Origin of the sequence: Aureimonas jatrophae (assembly GCF_900104035.1) — a bacterium.
GTDB lineage: Bacteria > Pseudomonadota > Alphaproteobacteria > Rhizobiales > Rhizobiaceae > Aureimonas > Aureimonas jatrophae.
The window spans coordinates 852184-874241 of record NZ_FNIT01000001.1 but is presented as its reverse complement, the minus strand read 5'-3'; the positions used below and the strand labels follow the sequence as shown (position 1 = coordinate 874241).

Annotated in this window: 19 protein-coding genes; 8 read left to right on the top strand and 11 right to left on the bottom strand. The window is 70.7% G+C overall.

Features of this window, described 5'->3' with window-relative positions; all coding sequences use genetic code 11:
* Positions 1-6 precede the first annotated feature (6 nt).
* From BLQ76_RS04275 to BLQ76_RS04260, 4 genes are all read right to left on the bottom strand, one after another.
* The gene (locus BLQ76_RS04275) at positions 7-1332 is read right to left on the bottom strand and encodes a M16 family metallopeptidase (protein ID WP_090669228.1); all 1326 of its coding nucleotides are present in this window, start codon (positions 1330-1332) and stop codon (positions 7-9) included.
* A 16-nt stretch (positions 1333-1348) separates the two neighbouring features.
* A complete protein-coding gene (locus BLQ76_RS04270) occupies positions 1349-2857 on the bottom strand; it encodes a M16 family metallopeptidase (protein ID WP_090669226.1) in 1509 nt (502 codons plus the stop codon).
* Between the two features lie 106 nt (positions 2858-2963).
* On the bottom strand, positions 2964-3518 hold the full coding sequence (gene rsmD / locus BLQ76_RS04265) for a 16S rRNA (guanine(966)-N(2))-methyltransferase RsmD (RefSeq protein WP_090669649.1): 555 nt from the start codon (positions 3516-3518) through the stop codon (positions 2964-2966).
* Between the two features lie 12 nt (positions 3519-3530).
* Positions 3531-5768 carry a pseudouridine synthase gene (locus BLQ76_RS04260; RefSeq protein ID WP_090669223.1) on the bottom strand — a complete coding sequence of 746 codons (2238 nt, stop codon included), beginning with the start codon at positions 5766-5768 and terminating at the stop codon, positions 3531-3533.
* Between the two features lie 95 nt (positions 5769-5863).
* On the opposite strand from BLQ76_RS04260, the gene BLQ76_RS04255 reads away from it, so the two are divergent.
* A complete protein-coding gene (locus BLQ76_RS04255) occupies positions 5864-6292 on the top strand; it encodes a nucleoside deaminase (RefSeq protein WP_090669645.1) in 429 nt (142 codons plus the stop codon).
* Between the two features lie 4 nt (positions 6293-6296).
* Here the strand turns inward: BLQ76_RS04255 and BLQ76_RS04250 are convergent, their stop codons facing one another.
* On the bottom strand, positions 6297-6962 hold the full coding sequence (locus tag BLQ76_RS04250) for a hypothetical protein (protein WP_090669221.1): 666 nt from the start codon (positions 6960-6962) through the stop codon (positions 6297-6299).
* Positions 6963-7111: 149 nt separating this feature from the next.
* Positions 7112-10189, bottom strand: coding sequence for an isoleucine--tRNA ligase (gene ileS / locus BLQ76_RS04245; protein WP_090669642.1), 3078 nt, complete (start codon positions 10187-10189; stop codon positions 7112-7114).
* Between the two features lie 294 nt (positions 10190-10483).
* Here ileS and BLQ76_RS04240 point away from each other — a divergent pair, with 294 nt between their 5' ends.
* Positions 10484-10963: a GNAT family N-acetyltransferase gene (locus tag BLQ76_RS04240; protein ID WP_090669639.1), complete on the top strand. Its 480-nt coding sequence runs from the start codon at positions 10484-10486 to the stop codon at positions 10961-10963.
* Here the strand turns inward: BLQ76_RS04240 and BLQ76_RS04235 are convergent.
* Both BLQ76_RS04235 and BLQ76_RS04230 read right to left on the bottom strand, forming a co-directional pair.
* Positions 10960-11934: a bifunctional riboflavin kinase/FAD synthetase gene (locus BLQ76_RS04235; RefSeq protein ID WP_090669218.1), complete on the bottom strand. Its 975-nt coding sequence runs from the start codon at positions 11932-11934 to the stop codon at positions 10960-10962. The genes BLQ76_RS04240 and BLQ76_RS04235 overlap by 4 nt on opposite strands.
* The gene (locus BLQ76_RS04230; protein ID WP_090669215.1) at positions 11931-12779 is read right to left on the bottom strand and encodes a TIGR01459 family HAD-type hydrolase; all 849 of its coding nucleotides are present in this window, start codon (positions 12777-12779) and stop codon (positions 11931-11933) included. The genes BLQ76_RS04235 and BLQ76_RS04230 overlap by 4 nt, the downstream gene beginning before the upstream one ends.
* A gap of 420 nt (positions 12780-13199) precedes the next feature.
* On the opposite strand from BLQ76_RS04230, the gene groES reads away from it, so the two are divergent.
* The 6 genes from groES to BLQ76_RS04200 all read left to right on the top strand — a co-directional run bounded on the left by groES (position 13200) and on the right by BLQ76_RS04200 (position 18473).
* Positions 13200-13496, top strand: coding sequence for a co-chaperone GroES (groES, locus tag BLQ76_RS04225; RefSeq protein WP_090669212.1), 297 nt, complete (start codon positions 13200-13202; stop codon positions 13494-13496).
* An 81-nt stretch (positions 13497-13577) separates the two neighbouring features.
* Positions 13578-15230, top strand: a complete 1653-nt coding sequence (gene groL, locus BLQ76_RS04220) for a chaperonin GroEL (RefSeq protein WP_090669209.1) — start codon at positions 13578-13580, stop codon at positions 15228-15230.
* Between the two features lie 129 nt (positions 15231-15359).
* The gene (locus tag BLQ76_RS04215) at positions 15360-16136 is read left to right on the top strand and encodes a sulfite exporter TauE/SafE family protein (protein ID WP_090669206.1); all 777 of its coding nucleotides are present in this window, start codon (positions 15360-15362) and stop codon (positions 16134-16136) included.
* 96 nt (positions 16137-16232) lie between these two features.
* The gene (locus BLQ76_RS04210; protein WP_090669203.1) at positions 16233-16418 is read left to right on the top strand and encodes a CsbD family protein; all 186 of its coding nucleotides are present in this window, start codon (positions 16233-16235) and stop codon (positions 16416-16418) included.
* Positions 16419-16538: 120 nt separating this feature from the next.
* Complete coding sequence (gene fumC, locus BLQ76_RS04205; protein WP_090669200.1) at positions 16539-17930, top strand: class II fumarate hydratase; 1392 nt, start codon at positions 16539-16541, stop codon at positions 17928-17930.
* Positions 17931-18074: 144 nt separating this feature from the next.
* The gene (locus BLQ76_RS04200; protein WP_090669197.1) at positions 18075-18473 is read left to right on the top strand and encodes a DoxX family protein; all 399 of its coding nucleotides are present in this window, start codon (positions 18075-18077) and stop codon (positions 18471-18473) included.
* Between the two features lie 52 nt (positions 18474-18525).
* On the opposite strand, the gene hisG is transcribed toward BLQ76_RS04200, so the two are convergent.
* Genes hisG through hisS form a run of 3 tightly spaced genes read right to left on the bottom strand, consistent with a single transcriptional unit; the run spans position 18526 to position 22003 of the window.
* Positions 18526-19227 (bottom strand): ATP phosphoribosyltransferase, encoded by a 702-nt coding sequence (hisG, locus tag BLQ76_RS04195; RefSeq protein WP_090669193.1) that lies wholly within the window; start codon positions 19225-19227, stop codon positions 18526-18528.
* The gene (locus tag BLQ76_RS04190) at positions 19224-20387 is read right to left on the bottom strand and encodes an ATP phosphoribosyltransferase regulatory subunit (RefSeq protein ID WP_090669189.1); all 1164 of its coding nucleotides are present in this window, start codon (positions 20385-20387) and stop codon (positions 19224-19226) included. Before BLQ76_RS04190 ends, hisG begins: the two co-directional genes overlap by 4 nt.
* Positions 20384-22003, bottom strand: a complete 1620-nt coding sequence (gene hisS, locus BLQ76_RS04185) for a histidine--tRNA ligase (RefSeq protein ID WP_090669186.1) — start codon at positions 22001-22003, stop codon at positions 20384-20386. Before hisS ends, BLQ76_RS04190 begins: the two co-directional genes overlap by 4 nt.
* Between the last annotated feature and the right edge of the window lie 55 nt (positions 22004-22058).

Genomic DNA, 22058 nt, shown 5'->3' with positions numbered 1-22058 from the left:
GTCCGCTCAGGCTCCCTCGGGACCGACCGTGATCACGGTCGGGTCCGCCGACAGAAGCTCGCGCGCGACGCGGCGTGCGTCCTCGATCGTCACAGCATCGATCAGCGCCTGGCGACGGTCGATGTAGTCGGTGCCGAGGTTGTCGAGTTGGATGCCGACCAGCGTCGAGGCGATCGCGAGCGAGGAGGACAGGTTCTGCACCGCATACGAGCCCTTCACGAAGGCCTTCGCACTGTTCAGCTCCTCCTCGGTCGGTCCCTGGTAGGCCATGCGCTTCAGTTCCTGCCGGATCAGGGCGACGCTCTCGCTCGCCTTGTCGGAGCGCGTCGCCGTCGAGCCCGCCAGCAGCGCGGCGTGCTCGTAGTTCGACAGCGACGAGCCCGCGCCGTAGGCCAGGCCCCGCTTCTCGCGAATCTCCTGGTAGAGGCGCGAGGTGAAGGTGCCCCCGCCGAGCACATGGTTCATGAGATAGGCGGCGAAGAAGTCGGGATCGTCGCGCTTCACGCCCGGCAGCACGAACTGGATGCGGGTCTGCGGCAGGTCGAGCGGGACGGCCTCGACCTTGCCGGTGACCGGCACGATCTCGGGAACCGGGCGCAGCTTCGGCGTCGCCGCGAGCGGTCCGAAGACCTCGTCGAGCCGGGCCGCGAGCGCCTCTTTGCTGATCGCGCCGACGACGCCCACCACGAGGTTGCCGCGCGAGAAGGCGGTGCGGCGGAAGCGGTCGAGATCGGCGACCGTGATGGCGGGAACCGACTCGAGCGTGCCCTCGACGGGACGCGAGTAGGGATGGTTCGGGAAGACGGTGTTGCGGAACGCGCGGCCGGCCAGCGTGCCGGGATCGTTCTCGTCGCCCCGGATGCCGGCCAGGATCTGGCCGCGGATGCGCTCCACCGGCTCCTCGTCGAAGCGCGGCGCGTTGAGCGACAGGCGCAGGAGGTCGAAGGCCTCGTCCTCGTTCTCGACGATCGTGCGGAAGTTGCCCGAGAAGTTGTCGAGACCCGCGTCGAACGAAAGGCTGACGCCGAGTTCGTCAAGCTTGCGCTGGAAGTCCTGGCTCGGGATGTCGCCGGCGCCCTCGTCGAGCAGTCCCGACAGGAGGTTGGCCGTGCCCTCGCGGTCCGGGTCGTCGCCGGTGGAGCCGGCGCCCTTGAAGGCGAAGCGCATGGCGATCAGCGGGTTGGTGTAGTCCTCGACGAGAAGCGCGTGCACGCCGCCGGGGCTCGTCACCTCCTGGATCGTGACGGCCTGGGCGATCGGAGCGGCCAGCAGCGTGCCCGCGAAGGCGACGATGCCGGAGAAACGGGCGATGGGGCGAAAGATCGGATTCATCCTGGGAATCTCACGGTCACGAGCGCGTGTCGCCGACCGGCGCCGGCGGGCTGTTCGGATCGGCGGGAATGCCGGCGGCGGCCGGCGAACCGGCGGGTGCCTTGGCGTCGGCCTCGTCGCTCAAGCCGCCCGGCAGGAGGCGGCCGGTCACCGAGCGCTTCGCCTGCAGCACCTCGCGGGCCACCGCGTTCACCTGGTCGACCGTCACGGCCTCGATGCGCGCCGGCCAGCTGTCGACCTCGTCGATCGTCTGCCCGATCGAGAGCGCCGCGCCGTAGCGGCGCGCCATCGCGGTCTGGCTGTCGGCGAGATAGATCAGCGCCTTGCGCACGCGGTTCTTCGCGGCCTCCAGCTCCTCCGCCGTCACGCCGTCCCGCAAGAGACGCGCGACCTCCTCCTCGGTCGCCGTCTCGACGTCGGCGAGCGTCGCCTCGCCGCGCGGGGTGGCGTAGGTGATGAACTGGCCGTCGTCGATCGCGGTGCCCTGGTAGTAGGCGCCGGTGCCGGCCGCCAGGCCCTTCTCGACCACCAGAGCGCGATAAAGTCGGCTCGTCGTGCCGCCCCCCAGGATGTCGGCCAGAAGGTCCAGCGCCTCGGCCTCGCCCGGCTTGCCGTTCATCTCGGACGGGGCGAGGTAGACCGTCTGGACGCTCGGCTGCGTGACGCGCGCGTCGCTCAAGGAGACCTCGCGTGCGGCGAGCGGCGCGGGCTCCTGCGGCCGGAGGCGCGGGCCCGGCTCGGCGCGGCGCTTGACCTGCCCGAAGGTGCGCTCGGCCATGCCGCGCACGGCCTCGGCGTCGACGTCGCCCGCGATCAGGAGCGTCGCGTTGTTGGGCGTATAGTACTTGTCGTAGAAGCGGATCGCGTCGTCGCGCGACAGCTTCTCCATCTCCCCGCGCCAGCCGATCACGGGCGTGCCGTAGGGCGAGTTCTGGAACAGGGCGGCGTCGATCGCCTCGCCGAGCTGGGCCCCCGGCTCGTTGTCGATGCGCATGCCGCGCTCTTCCAGGATGACGTTGCGCTCGGGCAGCACGACCTCGTCGGTGAGCACGAGGTTCTCCATGCGGTCGGCCTCGAAGCCCATCATGCGCTCCAGCGCCTCGACGGGGACCTGCTGGTAGTAGGCCGTGTAGTCGTAGGAGGTGAAGGCGTTCTCCTCGCCGCCGATCGCGGCCACCGCGCCCGAGAACTCGCCCGCCGGATGGTTGCGCGTGCCCTTGAACATCAGATGCTCGAGGAAGTGGGCGATGCCGGACTGGCCCCGCTCCTCGTCGGCCGAGCCGACCTTGTACCAGATCATCTGCGTGACGACCGGCGCGCGCCGGTCGGGCAGCACCACGACCTGGAGCCCGTTCTCCAGCGTGAACGAGGTGATCGCGGGACGCTTGGCCTGCGCCTCAACCGCGGCGGCAGCGGGCGCCGCGACCGGCGGGGTCGGGCTCTCCTGCGCGCGGGCGGGCTGCAGGGACAGAACGGCGGCGAGCGCCAGGAGGCAGACGCCGGAGCGCCGGGCGGAAACGGTCATCAGGCGGGATCTTCCTCGCGGGGAGCCGAAGACAAGGGTTCGGGGCCGATATCGTGCGTCGACCACAAAGGCACCAATTACGTTTTTGTAAGGGCTCGGGCCGCGCTCACGCCGGGCGAAGGAAGCGCAGCCGCGTTTCGCCCATCGCGCGCTCGTCGAGCGGCGCCAGTCCCGCAACCGGCGAGAACGGGGCGTCGAGCCCTTCCTCCAGCACCAGCACGGCATCGGGACGCAGCCAGCCGCCCGCGACGAGCCCGGCCAACGCCGCCTCGCCCAGCCGCCGACCGTAGGGCGGGTCGAGAAGCACGAGGTCGAACGGCTCGATCGTGCCGGCCGGCCCCAGGCGCGTGGCGTCGCGCCGTAGGATCTTGGTGCAGCCGTTGAGGCCGAGCGCCTCGCAGTTGCCCCGGATCAGGCCGCGCCCTTCCGCGCTCTCCTCGACGAAGACCGCAAAGCGGCCACCACGCGAGACGGCCTCGATCCCGAGCGCGCCGGTGCCCGCGAACAGGTCGAGGACGCGCGCGCCCTCGAAGCGGACGCCCACGCCGTGGGCGAGGATGTCGAACAGCGCGCCGCGATGGCGCTCCGAAGTCGGCCGGATCGCGCTTCCCTCCGGCGACTGGAGCGGGCGCCCCTTGAGCCTGCCCGCCACGATGCGCAGCGTCACGAGCCGTCAGCTCCGGTCGGAGCGTCCGCCACCGCCGCTCGGGCGAGGCCGGCCGGGTCCCGAACGGGGCCGATCCCCGCCGCCGCCCGAACGAGAGGGTCCCGAGCGCGGCGGGCGCGAGGCCCGCTCGTCGCGCTCGCGCTGCCGGTCGGCACGCTCCTGCTTCTTCTTCTCGCCGGTCGCGCGGGCACCGGGCGCCATCCAAACGTTGGCGGAGCGGCGCGGAGCGTCCTTGGGACGGCTCAGGCGCTTCTCCTCGCCGCCCGCGGCCGCACCACCGTCGCGGCTCTCGAAGCGGCGCGGGCGCTCGCCCCCCTCGCCGCGGTCGCGGGCGGGACGGTCGCCGTCGCTGCGACCCGCGCCGAAGCGCGGCTTGTCGGCGAACTTGCGGCCCTCTCCGAACTTCGGCTTGTCGGCAAAGCGCGGCTTGTCGCCGAAGCGACCCTCGCCGCGCCCGCCCTCGCGCGGCCGCGTGTCGAGGCGGCCGAGCGCATCGGCGCGCTTGGCCTCGCCGAAGCGCTTGCGGTTGGGCCGCTCGCCGCCGAAGCTGCGCCATTCCGATTGTTCGGGCCTGGCGGCGCGCTCCGGCTTGTCGTCGCCCTCAACCGTCTCGTCGCGGCCCGGCCGCGCGGCGGCGACCGGCTTGTTCGAGAAGGGATTGATGATGGGCGCGTCGAAGTCGGCGCCCGACTCCTCGATCATGGCGGGCCCGAGCTGGTCGCGCAGCGTGCGTCCGTTGATCTCCTGCACCGCGCCCTCCTCCAGCTCGCCGAGCTGGAAGGGTCCGAAGCTCAGGCGGATCAGCCGGTTCACCTCGAGGCCGAGATGCTGCAGGACGCGCTTGACCTCGCGATTCTTGCCCTCGCGAAGGCCGAGCGTCAGCCAGACGTTGTGCCCCTGCGTGCGGTCGAGGCTCGCCTCGATCGCACCGTAGAAGACACCCTCCACCGCGATGCCCTGACGCAACTCGTCGAGGCGCTCCTGCATGATCTCGCCATAGGCGCGCACGCGGTATCGCCGCAGCCAGCCGGTGGACGGCAGTTCCAAGACACGGGCGAGCCCGCCGTCGTTGGTGAGGAGCAGCAGCCCTTCCGTGTTGATGTCGAGCCGACCGACGGTCAGGACGCGCGGCATCTCGTCCGGCAGGCGGTCGAACACGGTCGGCCGGCCTTCCGGGTCGTGGTTGGTGGTCACGGTGCCGGCGGGCTTGTGGAAGAGCCACAGGCGCGTGCGCTCGATCGCGGGCAAGGGTTTGCCGTCGATCTCGATGCGGTCGCTCATGGTCACGTCGAGCGCGGGCGAGTCGAGCTTGCGCCCGTTCACCGACACGCGCCCGTCGGCGATCATGCCCTCCGCGTCGCGGCGCGACGAGATGCCGGCGCGCGCCAAGCGCTTGGCGATGCGCATCGAGCCGGTGGAGGCGCTGTCCGTTGCGGCCGCGGCCGCCGGTCGGCGGTCGGTCCGCGAGCGACGCTCCGCGCCGCCTTCCAGGGCGCGCGGGCGACGGTCGCCCCCGTCCTCGTGCGAACGCTGGCCGCGCGAGCGGTCGCGGCGCGGCTCGTCGCCCGCGCCTCGGGGTGTCGAGCCGTCGGGCGAGCCGCGCATGCCGCGCGAGCGCGGCACGAAGGACTGGCGCTCGCCACCCTCTCCCTCGCGCGTTTCGCGCGGGCGCGACGCACGGCGCTCGCCGCCCTCCCCGTCCTCGCGGCGGGCGCGGAACGGGCGGTCGCCCTCGCCGCGTGCCGGGCGATCGCTGCCGCCGTCGGATCGGTTGCGATAGGGGCGCGGCGCATCGCCGTCCGGCCGGGGCGTGCGCTCGCGGAAGGGCCGGTCGCCGCCCGCGCGCTCGGATCGCTCGCGGCGGGGCGCCTCGCTCGAGGCGGCGCCGTCGCCGCGCGGCTTGAAGGAACGGGGCTTGAACGAACGCTCGCCACCCTCGCTCCGGCCGCCCTCGCCGCGCGGGCGGAACGGGCGCTCGGTGCGCTCGCCGCCCGCACCGGCGTCTGCAGCCGGACGTGCGCGGTAGGGCTTGGCCCCGCCGTCGCGGCTGCCGCCGGGCTTGCCGCCGCCGCCAAAGCGCTGGCCGCCCTCGCCGGCCTTGGCGCCGCCGAAGCGCTTCGGACCGCCCGGTCCCCGGCCGCCCGCACCGCCGCCGAAGCGCTTGCCGCCCCCACCGCCGCCGCCGCGCGGACCGTTGCTCCTGCCGTTGCCGGAGCAGCCGGCGCCCCCGTTCTCGTCGCTCATGATCGCTTTTGCTCTTGGAAACCGTTGGGGCGACGCATAGCAAACTCGCGTCGCCGCTTGTGAAGGAAAATGGATTGCACGCCGCCGGTTCCCTGATGGACGAGGCCCTGGAGGAAGCGCGCCGCGCGGCCCATCGGGGGGAAACACCGGTCGGCGCCGTGGTGGCCGAGGGAACGCGCATCGTCGCGCGGGCCGGGAACGAGACGCGCGAGCGGCTCGACCCGACCGCCCATGCCGAAATCCTGGCGATCCGCCGCGCCTGCCGCGCCGTCGGGTCGGAGCGCCTGCCGGGGCTCGATCTCTATGTCACGCTGGAGCCCTGCGCGATGTGCGCGGGGGCGATCTCGTTTGCCCGGATCCGGCGCCTCTACTTCGGCGCCGACGATCCCAAGGGCGGCGCGGTTGACTGGGGCCCGCGCTTCTTCGCGCAGGCCACCTGCCACCATGCTCCGGAGGTCTATGGCGGAATCGGCGAGAGCGAGAGCGCGCTGATGCTGCGCCGCTTCTTCGCCGAGCGGCGCTAGCGCGTCAGAACGGCCAGAGCTTGCCGAGCTTCGAGGCGATCGTGCCGGTGCCCTTGGCGCGGCGCTCCTTGACCTCCTCGTCGGTGCCCTGCTCGCCCACCGGGGCGGTGGCGGCCGGCGCGCGATAGGCGAGCGGCGGCTCGGACAGGTAGCGGCGCACCTCGGGCGAGCCCTGCCGGCCGACCGAGGCGCGCTCGGCGACCGCAAGGCGCTGTCCGGCCATCACGCGCGGATCCACCCAGTTGTTCTCGACCTCGGTACGGCGTCCGACGTCGGAGCGCGCGGCGGCCGAGCGACGGCGCAGTTCGGCGGGATCGACCCCTTCCTTCTGCGCGGTCGCGAAGGAGGCGGGAAGCGGCTGCTCGCTGGTGTCGGGAGCGGCGGCAAACAGGCGTCCGCGCCGCGCTTCCGGCGACTCCGGCAGGTTCGGACCGCTCGACGCGGGCTCGCGTGGCGGCGGCAGGTCGCCGATGGTCTTGGGCTTCACCAGCTCGGCGCGCGGCGTGTAGTCGATGCGCTCCTTGTTGCCGCCGAGCGCCACGACGTTGTCGAGGTCGTTGAAGAGCTGCTGGCCCTGGCTGACGCCCGTACCGTAGGTCGGCCCCATGCAGCCGGCGAGCGCGAGGAGCGAGGCGCAGGCCAGCGCGGCGCGGATGGCGTTCGAGGTCATGCGGCTTCCCCTCACGAGCGGCACCCTTCCCCCTGGAACGGGCGCTCCGAATCTCTATATGGCCGCCGTTCCATGACAATCCGGCGATTTTGCGGGCGAGTCCTATCGCGTCCGGCGCCCGGCTGTCCACCGGGCGCCGAAGCTCCGCCTCATGCGGCGGGGCGGATGCCCAGCTCGCGCAGGGCCGCGGCGTCGCGCGGCGTCACGTCCGGGAAGTCCGGGTCCGAGCCGACCAGCGGCGAGACGATCCAGGAGCGCGCGCACTTGCGGCCCTCGGCCCGGCCCGGCACCACGGCGACGCCGGGCGTGTCGGCCAAACGGAAGGCGCCCTCGGGCGCCGGATCGCCCGACAGGCTGGCCGCGCTCGTGATCGCGACCTCGGCCCAGTCGACGCTGTCGATCAACGCGCGAAGCTCGCCATCCTCGACGTGGATCACGGGCGCGGCCTCCAGCGAGGAGCCGATGCGCTTGGCGCGCCGCTCCTCCTCGAGCGCCCCGGTCACGACGCGGCGCACGCGGCGGATGCGCGCCCACTTCTCGGCGAGCGCGGCGTCCGCCCAAGCCGGATCGCAGGCGGCGAACTGCTCCAGATGCACGGAGCGCCGATCGGGATGGCGCTCAAGCCAGGCTTCCTCCGTCGTGAACGGCAGAAGCGGGGCAAGCCACAGGACGAGCCGGTCGAAGATCGCGCGCACGACCTGCAGCGCCGCGCGGCGGCGGGCCGAGGACGGCGCGTCGCAGTAGAGCGCGTCCTTGCGGATGTCGAAGTAGAAGGCCGACAGCTCCACCACCGCGAAGTCGAGAAGCGTGCGTGCGATGCGCTTGAAGTCGAAGGCGTCGTAGGCGCGCAGCACCACGGCCTCGATCTCGGCGAGACGATGGAGCATCAGGCGCTCCAGTTCCGGCATCTCGGCCAGGGGCACCTCGTCGCCCCGGTCGTGATGCAGGGTGCCGAGCATCCAGCGGACGGTGTTGCGCAGCTTGCGATAGGAATCGACGTTGGTCTGGAGGATCGTCTTTCCCAGGCGCAGGTCCTCGGAATAGTCCGACGAGACCACCCACAGGCGCAGGATGTCGGCGCCCGACTGCCGGATCACCTCCTGCGGCGTGACGACGTTGCCGAGCGACTTCGACATCTTGCGCCCCTCCTCGTCCATGACGAAGCCATGGGTGAGGACGGCGTCGTAGGGCGCGCGTCCGCGCGTGCCGCACGATTCCAGGAGCGAGGAATGGAACCAGCCGCGATGCTGGTCGGAGCCCTCGAGGTAGAGATCCGCCGGCCACTTCAGGTCGGGGCGCTTTTCGAGGCAGAAGGCGTGGGTGGAGCCGCTATCGAACCACACGTCGAGGATGTCGCGCACCATGGTCCAGCGCGAGGCGTCATGTTCGTTGCCGAGGAATCGCTCCTTGGCACCGTCCGCGAACCAGGCATCCGCCCCTTCCTGCTCGAAGGCTTCCAGGATGCGGGCGTTGACCGCCTCATCTTTGAGGATCTCGCCGTTCTCGTCGGCGAAGACGCAAATCGGCACGCCCCAGGCGCGCTGGCGCGACAGGACCCAGTCGGGCCGGTCGGCGATCATCGCGCCGATGCGGTTCTGGCCGCTCTGCGGCACGAAGCGCGTGTCGCTGATTGCCTTGAGGGCGCGGGCGCGCAGCGTGTCCTCGCCGGCCGGGGCGGAAGCGCCGTCGGCAAGGCCGTAGCCGCCGAGATCCTTGTCCATGTGGACGAACCATTGCGGCGTGTTGCGGTAGATCACCGGCTTCTTGGAGCGCCAGGAATGGGGGTACTGGTGCTTGAGGCGGCCGCGCGCGAGCAGAAAATGGGCCGCGATCAGGGCGTCGATGACGCGCTTGTTGGCGTCGCCCTTCTTGCCCTTGTCGTCGAGGACGCGCGCGGGGCCGCCCTCGGCATCCGGCCCGAAGCCCGGGGCGTCCTTCGTGTAGAAGCCGTCGTCGTCCACCGGGAAGGGGATCGCGGGGTCGATGCCGCGCGCGGCGAGCCCGCGGCGGCTGGCGGTCCAGACGTCGAAGTCCTCGCGTCCGTGGGACGGAGCGGTGTGGACGAAGCCTGTGCCTGCGTCGTCGGTGACGTGCTCGCCGGCCAGGAGCGGCACCATGAACTCGTAGCCGCCGCCCAGCTGCCGCAGCGGATGGCCGCAGACGAGGCGCGCGAGATCCGAGGCGGACACGTCCTGGAGCCGCCGGAAGCCGCCCTCCGGCACGCGTGCCTTGGCGAAGGTGTCGGCGGCGAGCTTGTCGGCCAGCACCATGCGCTCGCCCTTCAACGCCCAACGGGGCGCGTCCGGCTCGTCCGGTGCCGTCACCTCGTAGAGACCGTAGGAAACGCGGTCGGAGTAGCTGATGGCGCGGTTGCCCGGGATCGTCCAAGGCGTCGTCGTCCAGATCACCACGGACGCGCCCTGAAGATCGCCGAGCGGGCCATCCCGCCCCTCGGCGTTCTGCCGGCGAACCTCGTCGCGGTTCTCCGTCCACGAGCCAAGCGAGACACCCGGCTCCGCGAAGCGAAGGACGGGGAATTTCACCCAGATCGTGTCGGACTCGTAGTCCTGGTACTCGACCTCGGCCTCGGCGAGCGCGGTCTTCTCGACCACCGACCACATGATGGGCTTGGAGCCGCGATAGAGCTGACCGCTCATGGCGAACTTCAACAGCTCGCCCGCGATCACGCTCTCGGCACCGTAGTTCATCGTGAGATAGGGGTTGCGGAAGTCGCCCTCGACGCCGAGGCGCCGGAACTCCTGGCTCTGGATGCCGACCCACTCCTGCGCATACGCCCGGCACTCGCGGCGGAAGGCGATCATGGCCGCTGAATCGCGCAGGTCGGGCTTCGGCTTGCCCTTGGAGCGGTAGTTCTCCTCCTCGATCTTCCACTCGATCGGCAGGCCGTGGCAGTCCCAGCCCGGCACGTAGTTCGAGTCGTAGCCGCGCATCTGGAAGGAGCGCGTGATCGCGTCCTTCAGAACCTTGTTGAGCGCGTGGCCGATGTGGAGATGGCCGTTGGCGTAAGGGGGTCCGTCGTGGAGGACATATTTCGGGCGGCCCGCCGACTCGCGGCGCAGCGTGCCGTAAAGGTCCATCGCGTCCCATTGCGCGAGCCAGCGCGGCTCGGCCTCGGGCAGGCCGGCGCGCATCGGAAACGCCGTTTCGGGCAGGAACAGGGTCTTGGAATAATCGAGCGCGGGTGTCTCGGCGGTCGTCTCGCTCATGAGATCATCGTCCGTCTCGCGGCGCGGCGAAGCGTCAAGGCTCGGCGGCGGCGCGGAAAATTCGTCGGGAGTCGGCGGCGGCAAGGCAATCCCGGACCCTCGCAGGCCCTTCGGCCGATCAGAGGGCCGGGCTGGGAATTCGCGAAGGGCGATGGGCAGGCGCGTCCGGCATGGCGCGGCATGTAGCAAGTTCGGGCGCACAGGAAAAGGCGCCCCCGCGCCGTGCCGGGAAGACGGCGAATCGGTAGGAAGGCCGCAGACCGGCGAAGACGCCTGGCCGAAAGGATGGATCTGATGCATCCCGTTCCCGACATCGACGACCTTCGTGACGTGCCCCGGTTTGAGGACGTGGCGGCCGAGCGGGGCTGGCGCGAGTGGTGGCAGGGCAGCGCGGTGACGCTGGCCGACCACCGAGCGCGCACGGCCGAGAGCCTGGGGCCCAACGCCATGCCGCTTACGCTGATCGCTCACCGGGGCGGCGCGTTCCTCGGCATGGCCTCGCTGATCGCGAGCGACATGGACGCGCGTCCCGCGCTGACCCCTTGGATCGCGGCCGTCTATGTGGAGCCGGAGGCGAGAGGCCAGGGTCTGGGAACGAGGCTGGTCGAGGCCGCGACGGCGCGCGGCTTCGCGCAGGGCCACGCGACGCTGTTCCTGTGCGCCGAGCCGCGCAACGGCGGCTTCTACGAGCGGCTCGGCTGGCGCCGGATCGAGCGCGACGTGGACGGGCTCGACATCTTCTCGCTCGCCCTCGTCTCGCGCGCGGCGCCCTAGAACGCGACGGCGCGGTCCAGCGGCGAGAGCGGCTGCGCGCCGGCGAGCAGCGCCCGCGCTTCCTCGGCGTCGATGTCCATGCGCGCGACCAGCGCCTCGGCCGAGTCGAAGCGCTCCTCGCCGCGAATGAAGCCGAACACCGAGACGGTGGCGGTCTCGCCGTAGAGATCGCCCGAGAAGTCGAACAGGAAGGTTTCGAAGAGCGCGTGCCCGTTGTCGAATGTCGGGCGCCGGCCGAAGCTGGCGACGCCGTCGTGAAGCGCACCGTCCCCGCGCCGCAGACGCACGGCATAGATGCCGTGGGCGAGCAGCCCGTCCTCGGGCAGCACCATGTTGGCGGTGGGATAGCCGAGCGTGCGGCCGAGCTTGGCGCCGTGGACGACCTCGCCCCGGAACGTCCAGCGGTAGCCGAGCAGCGCGGCCGCGGCCGCCGCGTCGCCGTTCATCAGGTCCTCGCGGATGCGCGAGGAGGAGACGACGAGCCCATCCTCGTCGGCGAAGGCCGGAACCGTGGTGACGCGCAGCCCGGCCGCCTCGCCCCGCTCGGCGAGAAAGCGCACGTCGCCCGCGCGCCGCGCGCCGAAGCGGAAGTCGTAGCCCACCACCACATGGGCGGCGCCGAGATCGGCGAGGATCGTGCGGTCCACGAACGCCTCGGGCGTGCAACCGGCAAAGTCGAGATCGAAGGGCTGCTCCACGACGGCGCGAAAGCCGAGAAGGCCAAGAAGATGTGCCTTCATCGCCGGCGGCGTCAGGCGCGGCACGGGATGGGCGGGACGGAACACCGTGCGCGGATGAGGCTCGAACGTGAGGCACACGAGCGGGCGCCCTTCGCGCTCGGCGATCGCCTGCGCCGCGCCGAGAACGGCCTGATGCCCGCGATGAACGCCGTCGAAGTTGCCGATCGCGACCACGCCGCCGCGCAGCTCCGCCGGCAGCCGGGTTGTCGAGGCGACCCGCAGGCCGGTCACCGCAGCGACGCCATCATGTAGCGGGCGCTGACGCCGCGGTCCGCCATGGCGGCGGCCAGATGGCCGGGATGACCGAGCACGGCGGCGAGCTCATTGCGGTGGATGCCGTGGGTGACGAAGAGGCAGTCCGCCCCGAAGTTCGCCGCGCCCCGCACGTCGGTGAACAGCCCGTCGCCGATGCACAGCGTGCGGCGCGGCGGGGTGGGCAGCGACGCGCTCGCCACCTCGTAGATCGGACGGTGCGGCTTGCCGGCCAGATGCACCTCGCCGCCGAGTTCGTCATAGAGCTGGCCCAGCGCCCCGGCGCAGAAGATCAGCCGCTCGCCCCGATGCACCACGATATCGGGATTGGCGCAGACGAGCGGCAGGCCGCGCGCGGCGAGGCGCTCGAGCAGCGCGCGGTAGTCGTCGGGCGTTTCGCGCTCGTCGTCCGCAAGGCCCGTGACGACGATGCCCTCGGCGTCCGCTTCGGCGACGGGCCGCGCGTCGAGGCCGTCGAAGAGATCGCGATCGCGCGGTGCGCCGATATGAAGGAAGCGTTGGGGACCTGCCGCGATCATGGCGCGCGTCGCATCGCCCGAGGTGACGACGCGGTCGTAGCCCTCGGTGTCGACGCCGAGCGCGTCCAGCTGCGCGACGACGCCGGCCGACGGGCGCGGCGAGTTGGTGAGAAGCACGACGCGTGCCCCCGCCTCGCGTGCCCGGCGCAGCGCGGCCACGGCCTCCGGGTTCTGTCGCACGCCGTCGTGCACCACGCCCCAGACGTCGCAGAACAAGGTGTCGTAGTCGCCCGCGACCTCGGACAGGCTCTCGATGCCGCGCAAGGGGGCGCCGTCGTCGCTCATGAGCGATTCACTCCTTTGCCGGGCGGCCGCCGCCCGGTCGCGTGGCGATAGCGGAGCGCGAGGCGAAGGGTCAAGCGAGCGCGGTGCCGCAAGGGCGCGGCGGATGGCGGGCGTCATGCGGGTGTCGCGCAGGCTTGCGAGATGCAGGCGGCCCGGTTGCCTCCTGTGCGATTGCGTCTTGGATAAGCCGGGGCGCACCCCCATCTGGGGTGGCGTGCGCGCGTCCGAGCCGTCATGGACCGTGCAACGCGCGATCGCCCCGGGATGCGATTTCGACCTGGCGCAAAGCTTGACAGCCGAACCCCTTCTCCCCTATCTGCGGCGCCGTTAGCACTCTCCATCGGTGAGTGCCAAATCGTCTTGAGCCCTCCGATGGCGTTGCCACCGGCCCGGGCTCCTACCAGAAGGAAGGTTCGATTCATGGCCAGCGTGAACTTCCGCCCGCTCCACGACCGCGTCGTTGTCCGGCGCGTCGAGTCCGAGAGCAAGACCGCGGGCGGCATCATCATCCCCGACACCGCCAAGGAGAAGCCGCAGGAAGGCGAGATCGTGGCGGTGGGCGCGGGCGCTCGCGACGAGACCGGCAAGGTCAACCCGCTCGAGGTCAAGGCCGGCGACCGCATCCTGTTCGGCAAGTGGTCGGGCACCGAGATCAAGCTCGGCGGCGAGGACCTGCTCATCATGAAGGAATCCGACATCCTCGGGATCGTCGGCTAACAGCCTTCCCTTCTTCTTCCCTTCAATCCTTGAAAAGGCGTGGACGGGCTTGAGGCCCGCGAAACGCCAGGAGACCAGACCATGGCAGCCAAGGACGTAAAGTTCGGACGTGACGCCCGCGAGCGCATGCTGCGCGGCGTCGACATTCTCGCCGACGCGGTGAAGGTCACGCTCGGCCCCAAGGGCCGCAACGTCGTGATCGACAAGTCGTTCGGCGCGCCTCGCATCACCAAGGACGGCGTGTCCGTCGCCAAGGAGATCGAGCTCGAGGACAAGTTCGAGAACATGGGCGCCCAGATGGTGCGCGAAGTGGCCTCGAAGACCAACGACAAGGCCGGTGACGGCACCACCACCGCGACGGTTCTCGCCCAGGCGATCGTCCGCGAGGGCGCCAAGGCGGTGGCCGCCGGCATGAACCCGATGGACGTCAAGCGCGGCATCGACGCGGCCGTCTCGAAGGTCGTCGAGTCGCTGCTGGCCTCGGCCCGCAAGATCGAGACCTCCGACGAGGTCGCCCAGGTCGGCACCATCTCCGCCAACGGCGAGAAGGAAATCGGCCAGATGATCGCCTCGGCGATGCAGAAGGTCGGCAACGAGGGCGTCATCACCGTCGAGGAAGCCAAGACCGCCGAGACCGAGCTCGAGGTCGTCGAGGGCATGCAGTTCGACCGCGGCTACCTCTCGCCGTACTTCGTGACCAACGCCGAGAAGATGGTGGCCGATCTCGAGGACGCCTACGTGCTCCTCCACGAGAAGAAGCTCTCCAACCTCCAGGCGATGCTGCCGGTCCTCGAGGCCGTCGTGCAGTCGTCGCGTCCGCTCGTCATCATCGCCGAGGACGTCGAGGGCGAGGCTCTGGCCACGCTCGTCGTCAACAAGCTGCGTGGCGGCCTGAAGATCGCCGCCGTCAAGGCGCCGGGCTTCGGCGATCGCCGCAAGGCGATGCTCGAGGACATCGCGATCCTCACGGGCGGCCAGGTCATCTCCGAGGACCTCGGCATCAAGCTCGAGAACGTGACCCTCGACATGCTGGGCCGCGCCAAGAAGATCTCCATCACCAAGGAGAACACCACGATCGTCGACGGCGCAGGCGAGAGCTCGGGCATCCAGGCGCGCGTGGGCCAGATCAAGGCGCAGATCGAGGAGACCACCTCGGACTACGACCGCGAGAAGCTCCAGGAGCGTCTGGCCAAGCTCGCGGGCGGCGTGGCCGTGATCCGCGTGGGCGGCTCGACCGAGGTCGAGGTCAAGGAGAAGAAGGACCGCGTTGACGACGCGCTCAACGCGACCCGCGCGGCCGTGGAAGAGGGCATCGTGGCCGGCGGCGGCGTGGCGCTGCTGCGCGCCTCGAACGCGGTGGACCTGAAGGGCGAGAACGCCGACCAGGACGCCGGCATCGCCATCGTCCGCAAGGCGCTCCAGGCGCCGGTCCGCCAGATCGTCCAGAACGCGGGCGGCGAAGGCTCGATCGTGGTCGGCAAGCTCCTCGAGAACACCTCGACGACCTTCGGCTACAACGCCCAGACCGGCGAGTACGGCGACATGATCCAGGCCGGCATCGTCGATCCGGTCAAGGTCGTGCGCTCGGCGCTCCAGGACGCGGCCTCGGTCGCGGGTCTGCTGGTCACCACCGAAGCCATGATCTCGGAGGCTCCGCGCAAGGAGTCGGCCGCGGGCGGCATGCCGGGCGGCATGGGCGGCGGCATGGGCGGCATGGGCGGCATGGACTTCTAAGTCCCTGCAGCTCGGGACCCCCGTCTCGAAAGCATCGGGAAGGCCCGGCGGAGCGATCCGCCGGGCCTTCTTTCGTATAAGAGGCTGGGTGTGACCCGAACGCCCGGCCCCATCGATTCGCGGAGACCGATGTCCGACTTTCTTCTCTTTCTCGTTGTCGGTGCGCTGGCGCAGCTCGTCGACGGCGCGCTCGGCATGGCCTACGGCGTGATCTCCTCCACGGTGCTTCTCAGCTTCGGTGTGGCGCCGGCGGTGGCCTCGGCCTCGGTCCACACGGCCGAGCTCTTCACGACCGCCGCATCCGGCTCCGCCCACATCGCCAACCGCAACATCGACTGGCGCCTGTTCTGGCGCCTCGTGCCCTTCGGCGTGGCGGGCGGCGTGCTGGGAACCTACGTCCTGACCTCGATCGAGGGCGATGCGATCCGACCCTTCGTGGCGGCCTACCTCGCGGTGATCGGCGTGCTGCTGACGCTGCGCTCCTTCCGCAAGGCGCCTCGCCCGCAGACGCCGATGGGGCTCGTGCCGCCGCTCGGCCTGGCGGGTGGTTTTTTGGACTCGATCGGCGGCGGCGGGTGGGGTCCGATCGTCACCTCGGGCCTCTTGGGTGCCGGCGGCCAGCCCCGCTACGTGATCGGCACCGTGAACGCCGCCGAATTCCTGATCACGCTCGCGGTCTCGATCTCCTTCGTGCTGGCGCTGGTCACAGGCCACTGGGAGGAGGCCGGGGATCTCTCGACCCACGCGCTGTCGGTGCTCGGCCTGATCGCGGGCGGCGTCCTGGCCGCGCCGCTGGCGGGCTATGCCGTGCGCCGCATTCCCGAACGCCTGCTCCTGCGCGTCGTCGGCGTCCTGATCTGCCTCCTGGCGGTTCAGCAGATCGTCGGGCTCCTTTCCAAGAGTTAATGTCGTCAGCCAGGAACCAATCTGTCGCACCCCGGGTTTTCCAGCCATAGACCGGACGGAAAGGTCCGGCCCCTTCGAAGCAGATGGAGTGGCATCATGGTCGACTCGAACCAGATCAAGGGCGGCGCCAAGGAACTCGGCGGCAAGCTCAAGGAAGCCGTGGGCAACGCGGTCGGCAACGACCGCATGGCGGCCGATGGCTTGGCCGACCAGGCCGAGGGCAAGACCCAGAAGAACTACGGCAAGGTCAAGGACGCCGTGAAGGACCAGGTCGGTCACTAAGATCGATTCTAGCGTTGCGTGAGCGAGAAGCCGGCCATGGGCCGGCTTTTCCTGTTTTGCGCCTGCCCGTCCCGTGTTAACCGCGCCACGACCCAATCCTCTCGGCAAGGACGCAAGGCAGTGGCTGGAACCAGACGCGAAACGGATTCGATCGGCGCGATCGAGGTGGCTGACGACCGCTACTGGGGCGCCCAGACCGAGCGCTCGCTCAACAACTTCCGCATCGGTACCGACCGGCAGCCCATCGCGGTGATCCACGCGCTGGCGACCGTCAAGAAGGCGGCGGCGCGCGTCAACCAGGGTTACGGCAAGCTGTCCGCCGAGCTCGCCGACACGATCGTCCGGGCCGCCGACGAGGTGATCTCGGGCACGCTCGACGACCATTTCCCGCTTGTCGTCTACCAGACGGGCTCGGGCACGCAGACCAACATGAACGTCAACGAGGTCATCTCGAACCGCGCGATCGAGATGCTCGGCGGCGAGAAGGGCACGAAGAAGCCGGTCCACCCCAACGACCACGTCAACATGGGCCAGTCGTCCAACGACGTGTTCCCGACCGCGATCCACGTGGCGGTGGCGATCGAGGCGACGAACCGCGTGCTGCCCGCGATCGACGCGCTGCACGCCTCGCTCGACGCCAAGGCCAAGGCGTTCGACCACATCATCAAGATCGGGCGCACGCATACGCAGGACGCGACCCCGATCACGCTCGGCCAGGAGTTCTCCGGCTACGCCGCGGCGCTCCAGCTCGGCAAGATCCGCATCGAAAAGGCGCTGCACGACGTGCTGGCGCTCGCGCAGGGCGGAACGGCGGTCGGCACCGGCCTCAACGCGCCGGTCGGCTTCGACGTGCGCATCGCGGACGAGATCGCCCAGCTCACGGGTCTGCCCTTCCGCACGGCCGAGAACAAGTTCGAGGCGCTCGCCTCGCACGGCGCGCTCGCCTTCTTCCACGGCAGCCTGAACGCGCTGGCGACCGACCTCTTCAAGATCGCCAACGACATCCGCTTCCTGGGCTCGGGCCCGCGCTCGGGCCTCGGCGAGCTCTCGCTGCCCGAGAACGAGCCCGGCTCCTCGATCATGCCGGGCAAGGTAAACCCGACGCAGGCCGAGGCCCTCACCATGGTGGCGGCGGAGGTGTTCGGCCACGAGACCACCGTGACGGTGGCGGCCTCCCAGGGCCACTTCGAGCTCAACGTCTTCAAGCCGGTGATCGCCAACGCCGTCCTGTCGTCGATACGGCTCCTAGCCGACGGGATGGACAGCTTCCGCGAACACTGCGTCGACGGCATCGTCGCCAACGAGGACCGCATCCGCTCGCTCATGGAGCAGTCGCTGATGCTGGTGACGGCGCTGGCGCCGACGATTGGCTACGACAACGCCGCGACCATCGCCAAGACCGCGCACAAGCGGGGCACGACGCTGCGCGAGGAGGCGCTCGCCTCGGGTCTCGTCGATGGTGAGACCTACGACCGCGTGGTGGATCCCGCGGCCATGACGCGCCCCGGCTGAGGACTGGACCTTGGAACCGCTCCAATCGATGGGATTGGAGCGGTTCCCGTTGACGATCAGTCGTGTTCGGCGCGGCTATCGGGGGGCGGCAAGCTCCGGCATCCCTAGGGGCATCACAACCCGCTGCCCTTCCGGAGCCCTTCCATGAACCCCGCCGTCCTGCTTCTCGCTCGCATCCTCCTGTCCATCCTGTTCATCGTGTCCGGCTTCAGCAAGCTGACCGGCGCGGCCGGTTTCGCCGGCTATCTCGGCTCGCTCGGCGTGCCGGGCGGCGTCGCCATGGCCTACCTTGTGGGCGCGCTGGAGTTCTTCGGCGGTCTGGCGATCCTGGTCGGCTTCCAGACCCGCATCGTCGCCTACGTGCTCGCCGCCTTCTGCGTGGCGACCGGCCTTCTCGCCCATCTCGGTCCGGACCAGTCGACCGCGCTGATGAAGAACATCGGCCTGTGCGGCGGCTTCCTGGCGCTCGCCGCCGCCGGTGCCGGCGCCTACTCGGTGGACGCTCGCTCGGGCCGCGCCGGCGCCTCGCTCGCCCGCGCCTGATCGACCCGATCTCGCATCGCTCATGAGACGGCCGCCCCTCGGGCGGCCGTTTTCACGTCGGCGCGCGGAAACGCGCGACGAGCCGGTCCAGCGCCGCCGTGGCCGCCACGTCGCGTGGCCGCGTGAGCGCCGTGGCCAGGCACGCCTCGGAGCGCAGGATCACCCCGTCGTCGAGGACGCGCAGCTGGTTGGCGACGAGCGTCGAGCCGGTGGAGGTGATGTCGACGATGAGGTCGGCCGAGCCCGCCGCCGGCGCGCCCTCGGTGGCGCCGAGGCTTTCCACGATGCGGTAGCTCTGGATGCCATGGCTGCGCGTGAAGAAGCCTTGCGTCAAACGCCAGTACTTCGTGGCGATGCGCAGGCGGCGTCCGTGGCGCGTGCGAAACTCGGCCGCCACGTCGCCGAGATCCGCCATGGTCTCGACGTCGGCCCAGGAATGGGGCACGGCCACCACCACGTCGGCATGGCCAAAGCCGAGCCGCGCCTCGATGCGCACGAGGCGATCCGTGTCGGGGATCGTCTCGCGCAGGAGGTCCTCGCCGGTGATGCCGAGGTCGATCGCCCCGTCGCGCAGCTCGCGCGCGATCTCGGAGGCCGACAGCAGCAGCACCTCCAGACCGTCCGCCCCCCGCACCTCGGTGCGGTAGGAGCGCGGGTCGCTGGCCGAACGCACCTCGATGCCGGCCTTCGCCAGCGTCGCGACGCACTGGTCCTTGAGGCGGCCCTTGGAGGGAAGGGCGAGGGTCAGCGTCATGGTCTCGCCTCCCCTGCGAGCGCGGCACCGATCCGGTCGAGCCAGAGCGTGAAGCCGACGGCGGGAATGGGCTCGTGCGCGCCGAGATAGCCGACCAGCCGGTCGTAGCGCCCGCCGCCCGCCAGCGGCTCGGGCGACGCCGGACCGAGGGTCTCGAACACGAGGCCGGTATAGTAGTCGATGGGCCGCCCGAAGGCCGCGCGGTAGCGCAGCGCGGCGGGGTCGACGCCAGCCGCCTGCAGGGCGCGGTTGCGGGCGGCAAAGCCCTCGATGGCGTTCGTGAAGGCCGGGTCCCCGCCGAGGCGGGCCAGGCGCTCGGGCGCCTCGTCGGCCGGACAGTCGATGGCAAGGAAGCGCGACAACCGCTCCAGGCTCTCGGCGTCCAGTCGCGTGTCGGCCAGCTCGGTCTTCTCCAGAAGCCGCTCCGCGATCTCGGCTGCGCCCCGGCCGCGCTTGGGCGGCAGGCCGCCCTCCTCGATGCGCCCGGCGACGAGCGCCTTGAGGCCCGCGCGGTCGCGCGCACGCGCCAGGCGCAGGACGTCCGGATCACTGGACGGCGGCGTGCCGGCCCCGCTCGCCAGCGTTGCGAGAGCGGCCTGAAGCAGGTCGTCGCGGCCAAAGGCGCGCACGAGGCGGCGGCGCCAGCCGGCGGGAAGCGACAGTGCCGCAAGAAAGGCCTCGAACAGCGCCTGGTCGCCGATCACCGTTTGCAGCGCGGCTGGGGCCAGACCGCAGGCGTCGAGCCCCGCAAAGGCGTCGGCGAGCGTCGCCGCGTCGGCCTCGGCGCGGTTCGGCTCGCCGAGATTCTCGACACCCGCCTGGCGGAACTCCGCCGTCTCGCCGCGCCGCTGGCGAAAGACGAGGCCGTTGTAGCTGTAGCGGCGCGGCAAGCTCGCGCCGTTCGCGATATGGGCGAGGCACACCGGCACGGTGAAGTCGGGGCGAAGGCACAGCGTCTCGCCGCCCTCGCCGCGCGTCAGAAAGATGCGCCGGCGCAGGTCCTCGCCGAGCGTGTCGAGATAGGGCTCGGCGCGCTGGAGGATGGGGGTCGCCGTGGGCACGGCGCCGCGCGCGGCAAACAGCGCCGCGAGCGTCGCGTCGAAGGGCGTGCCGGCTGCGGCCACCGGGCCGGGATCGCCGGGCGCGGGCAGAAGGCTCATCGGGCGGCGTCGCCCCGCGCCAGGATCGCGCGCACCGCCGCGATCATCTCGGACGGATCGCCCGGCGCATAGCGGAAGACGTCCTGGCCGGCGCGCGCCTCGCGCCACTCCGCGTTGTCGGTGATCCCGGCGGCGAGCGCCTTTCCGGCGGCCAGATCCTTGACCTGCACCTGTCCCGCCACGCGCTCGTCGGAACCCTGGATGATCGCGACGGGCGCCTCGCGCCGGTCGGCGTATTGCAGCTGCTTGCCGAACTGCTTGGGGTTGCCTTGGAAGACCTCGACCGGCACCACCGGCTGGCCGGGCGCGTTCAGCGCCTCGCGCAGCTGGCGAGCCATCAGCTGGTAGTCGCCCATCCGGTCGCGCTCCATGACGGTGACGACCACGGGACCGGAGCGGGGGCGCGCCTGAAGGCGACCGAGGTTCTTGAGCGCCGCCTGGAGGCGCGAGACACCGATCGAGAAGCCGGTGGCGGGCACAGGGGTGGACAGGAAGCGCGACACGAGCCCGTCGTAGCGCCCGCCGCCGCCGACCGAGCCGAACACGACCTTCTGGCCGCGCTCGTTGACGACGTCGAACAGGAGCTCGGCCTCGAACACGGGGCCGGTGTAGTATTCGAGGCCGCGGACAACGGAGGAGTCGATCAGAATGCGCTTGGAGCCATAGCCCGCTGTCTCGCAAGCATCTGCAATCTGTTGAAGCTCTGCGAGCCCTTCCATCGCAGTCTGGCTCTCGCCGGCCACACGTTGCAAACCGCGAAGGGTTGCTTGATTGTCGGTGAAATGCTTGCGTCCATCAATGATGGTCACCCGCATGTCGCTTGTATCGCGGCTGGCGAACTCAGCTTCGTCGCTTTCGTGAGTGACAGCCTTAAGCAGGGATAGGAGGCGTTCGATCGCCTCCGCCGGCAACTCGGCGCCCTTGGTGAAGTCGCCCTCGCCGCCGCCCTCGTCGCGGCGGCCTGGTCCCAGCAGCAGGCGCACGCCCTCGACGCCGAACTTGTCGAACTTGTCGAGTGCGCGCAGCACCGTCAGGCGCCGCTCCGGCTCGCCTTCCAGCCCGATCGCGTCGAGAATGCCGTCCAGCACCTTCCGGTTGTTGACCCGGATCACGTACTGGCCGCGTTCGATCCCCAGCGCCTCCATCGTGTCGGCCATCATCATGGCCATCTCGGCGTCGGCCGAGACGTTGGGGGCGCCCACGATGTCGGCGTCGAACTGCATGAACTGGCGGAAGCGGCCCGGGCCCGGCTTCTCGTTGCGAAACACGTAGCCCGCCCGGTACGAGCGGTAGGGCTTGGGCAGCGTCTCGAAGTTCTCGGCCACATAGCGCGCGAGCGGCGCGGTCAGGTCATAGCGCAGCGACAGCCACTGCTCGTCGTCGTCCTCCAGCGAGAAAACGCCCGCGTTCGGCCGGTCCTGGTCGGGCAGGAACTTGCCGAGCGCGTCGGTGTACTCGAACATCGGCGTTTCCACCGGCTCGAACCCGTAGGTCTCGTAGACGCGGCGGATCGTGGCGAGCATCTCGCCCTGCGCGTCGAGGTCGGCGCTGGTGCGGTCCGTGAAGCCGCGCGGCTGGCGGGCGCGCACGCGTGTGGGCTTCTGGGGCTTGGCCATGGCGGGTCCGGATCCGGCAATCGCCCCACGGTTCGGGGCTCGCAGCGGCGGCCGC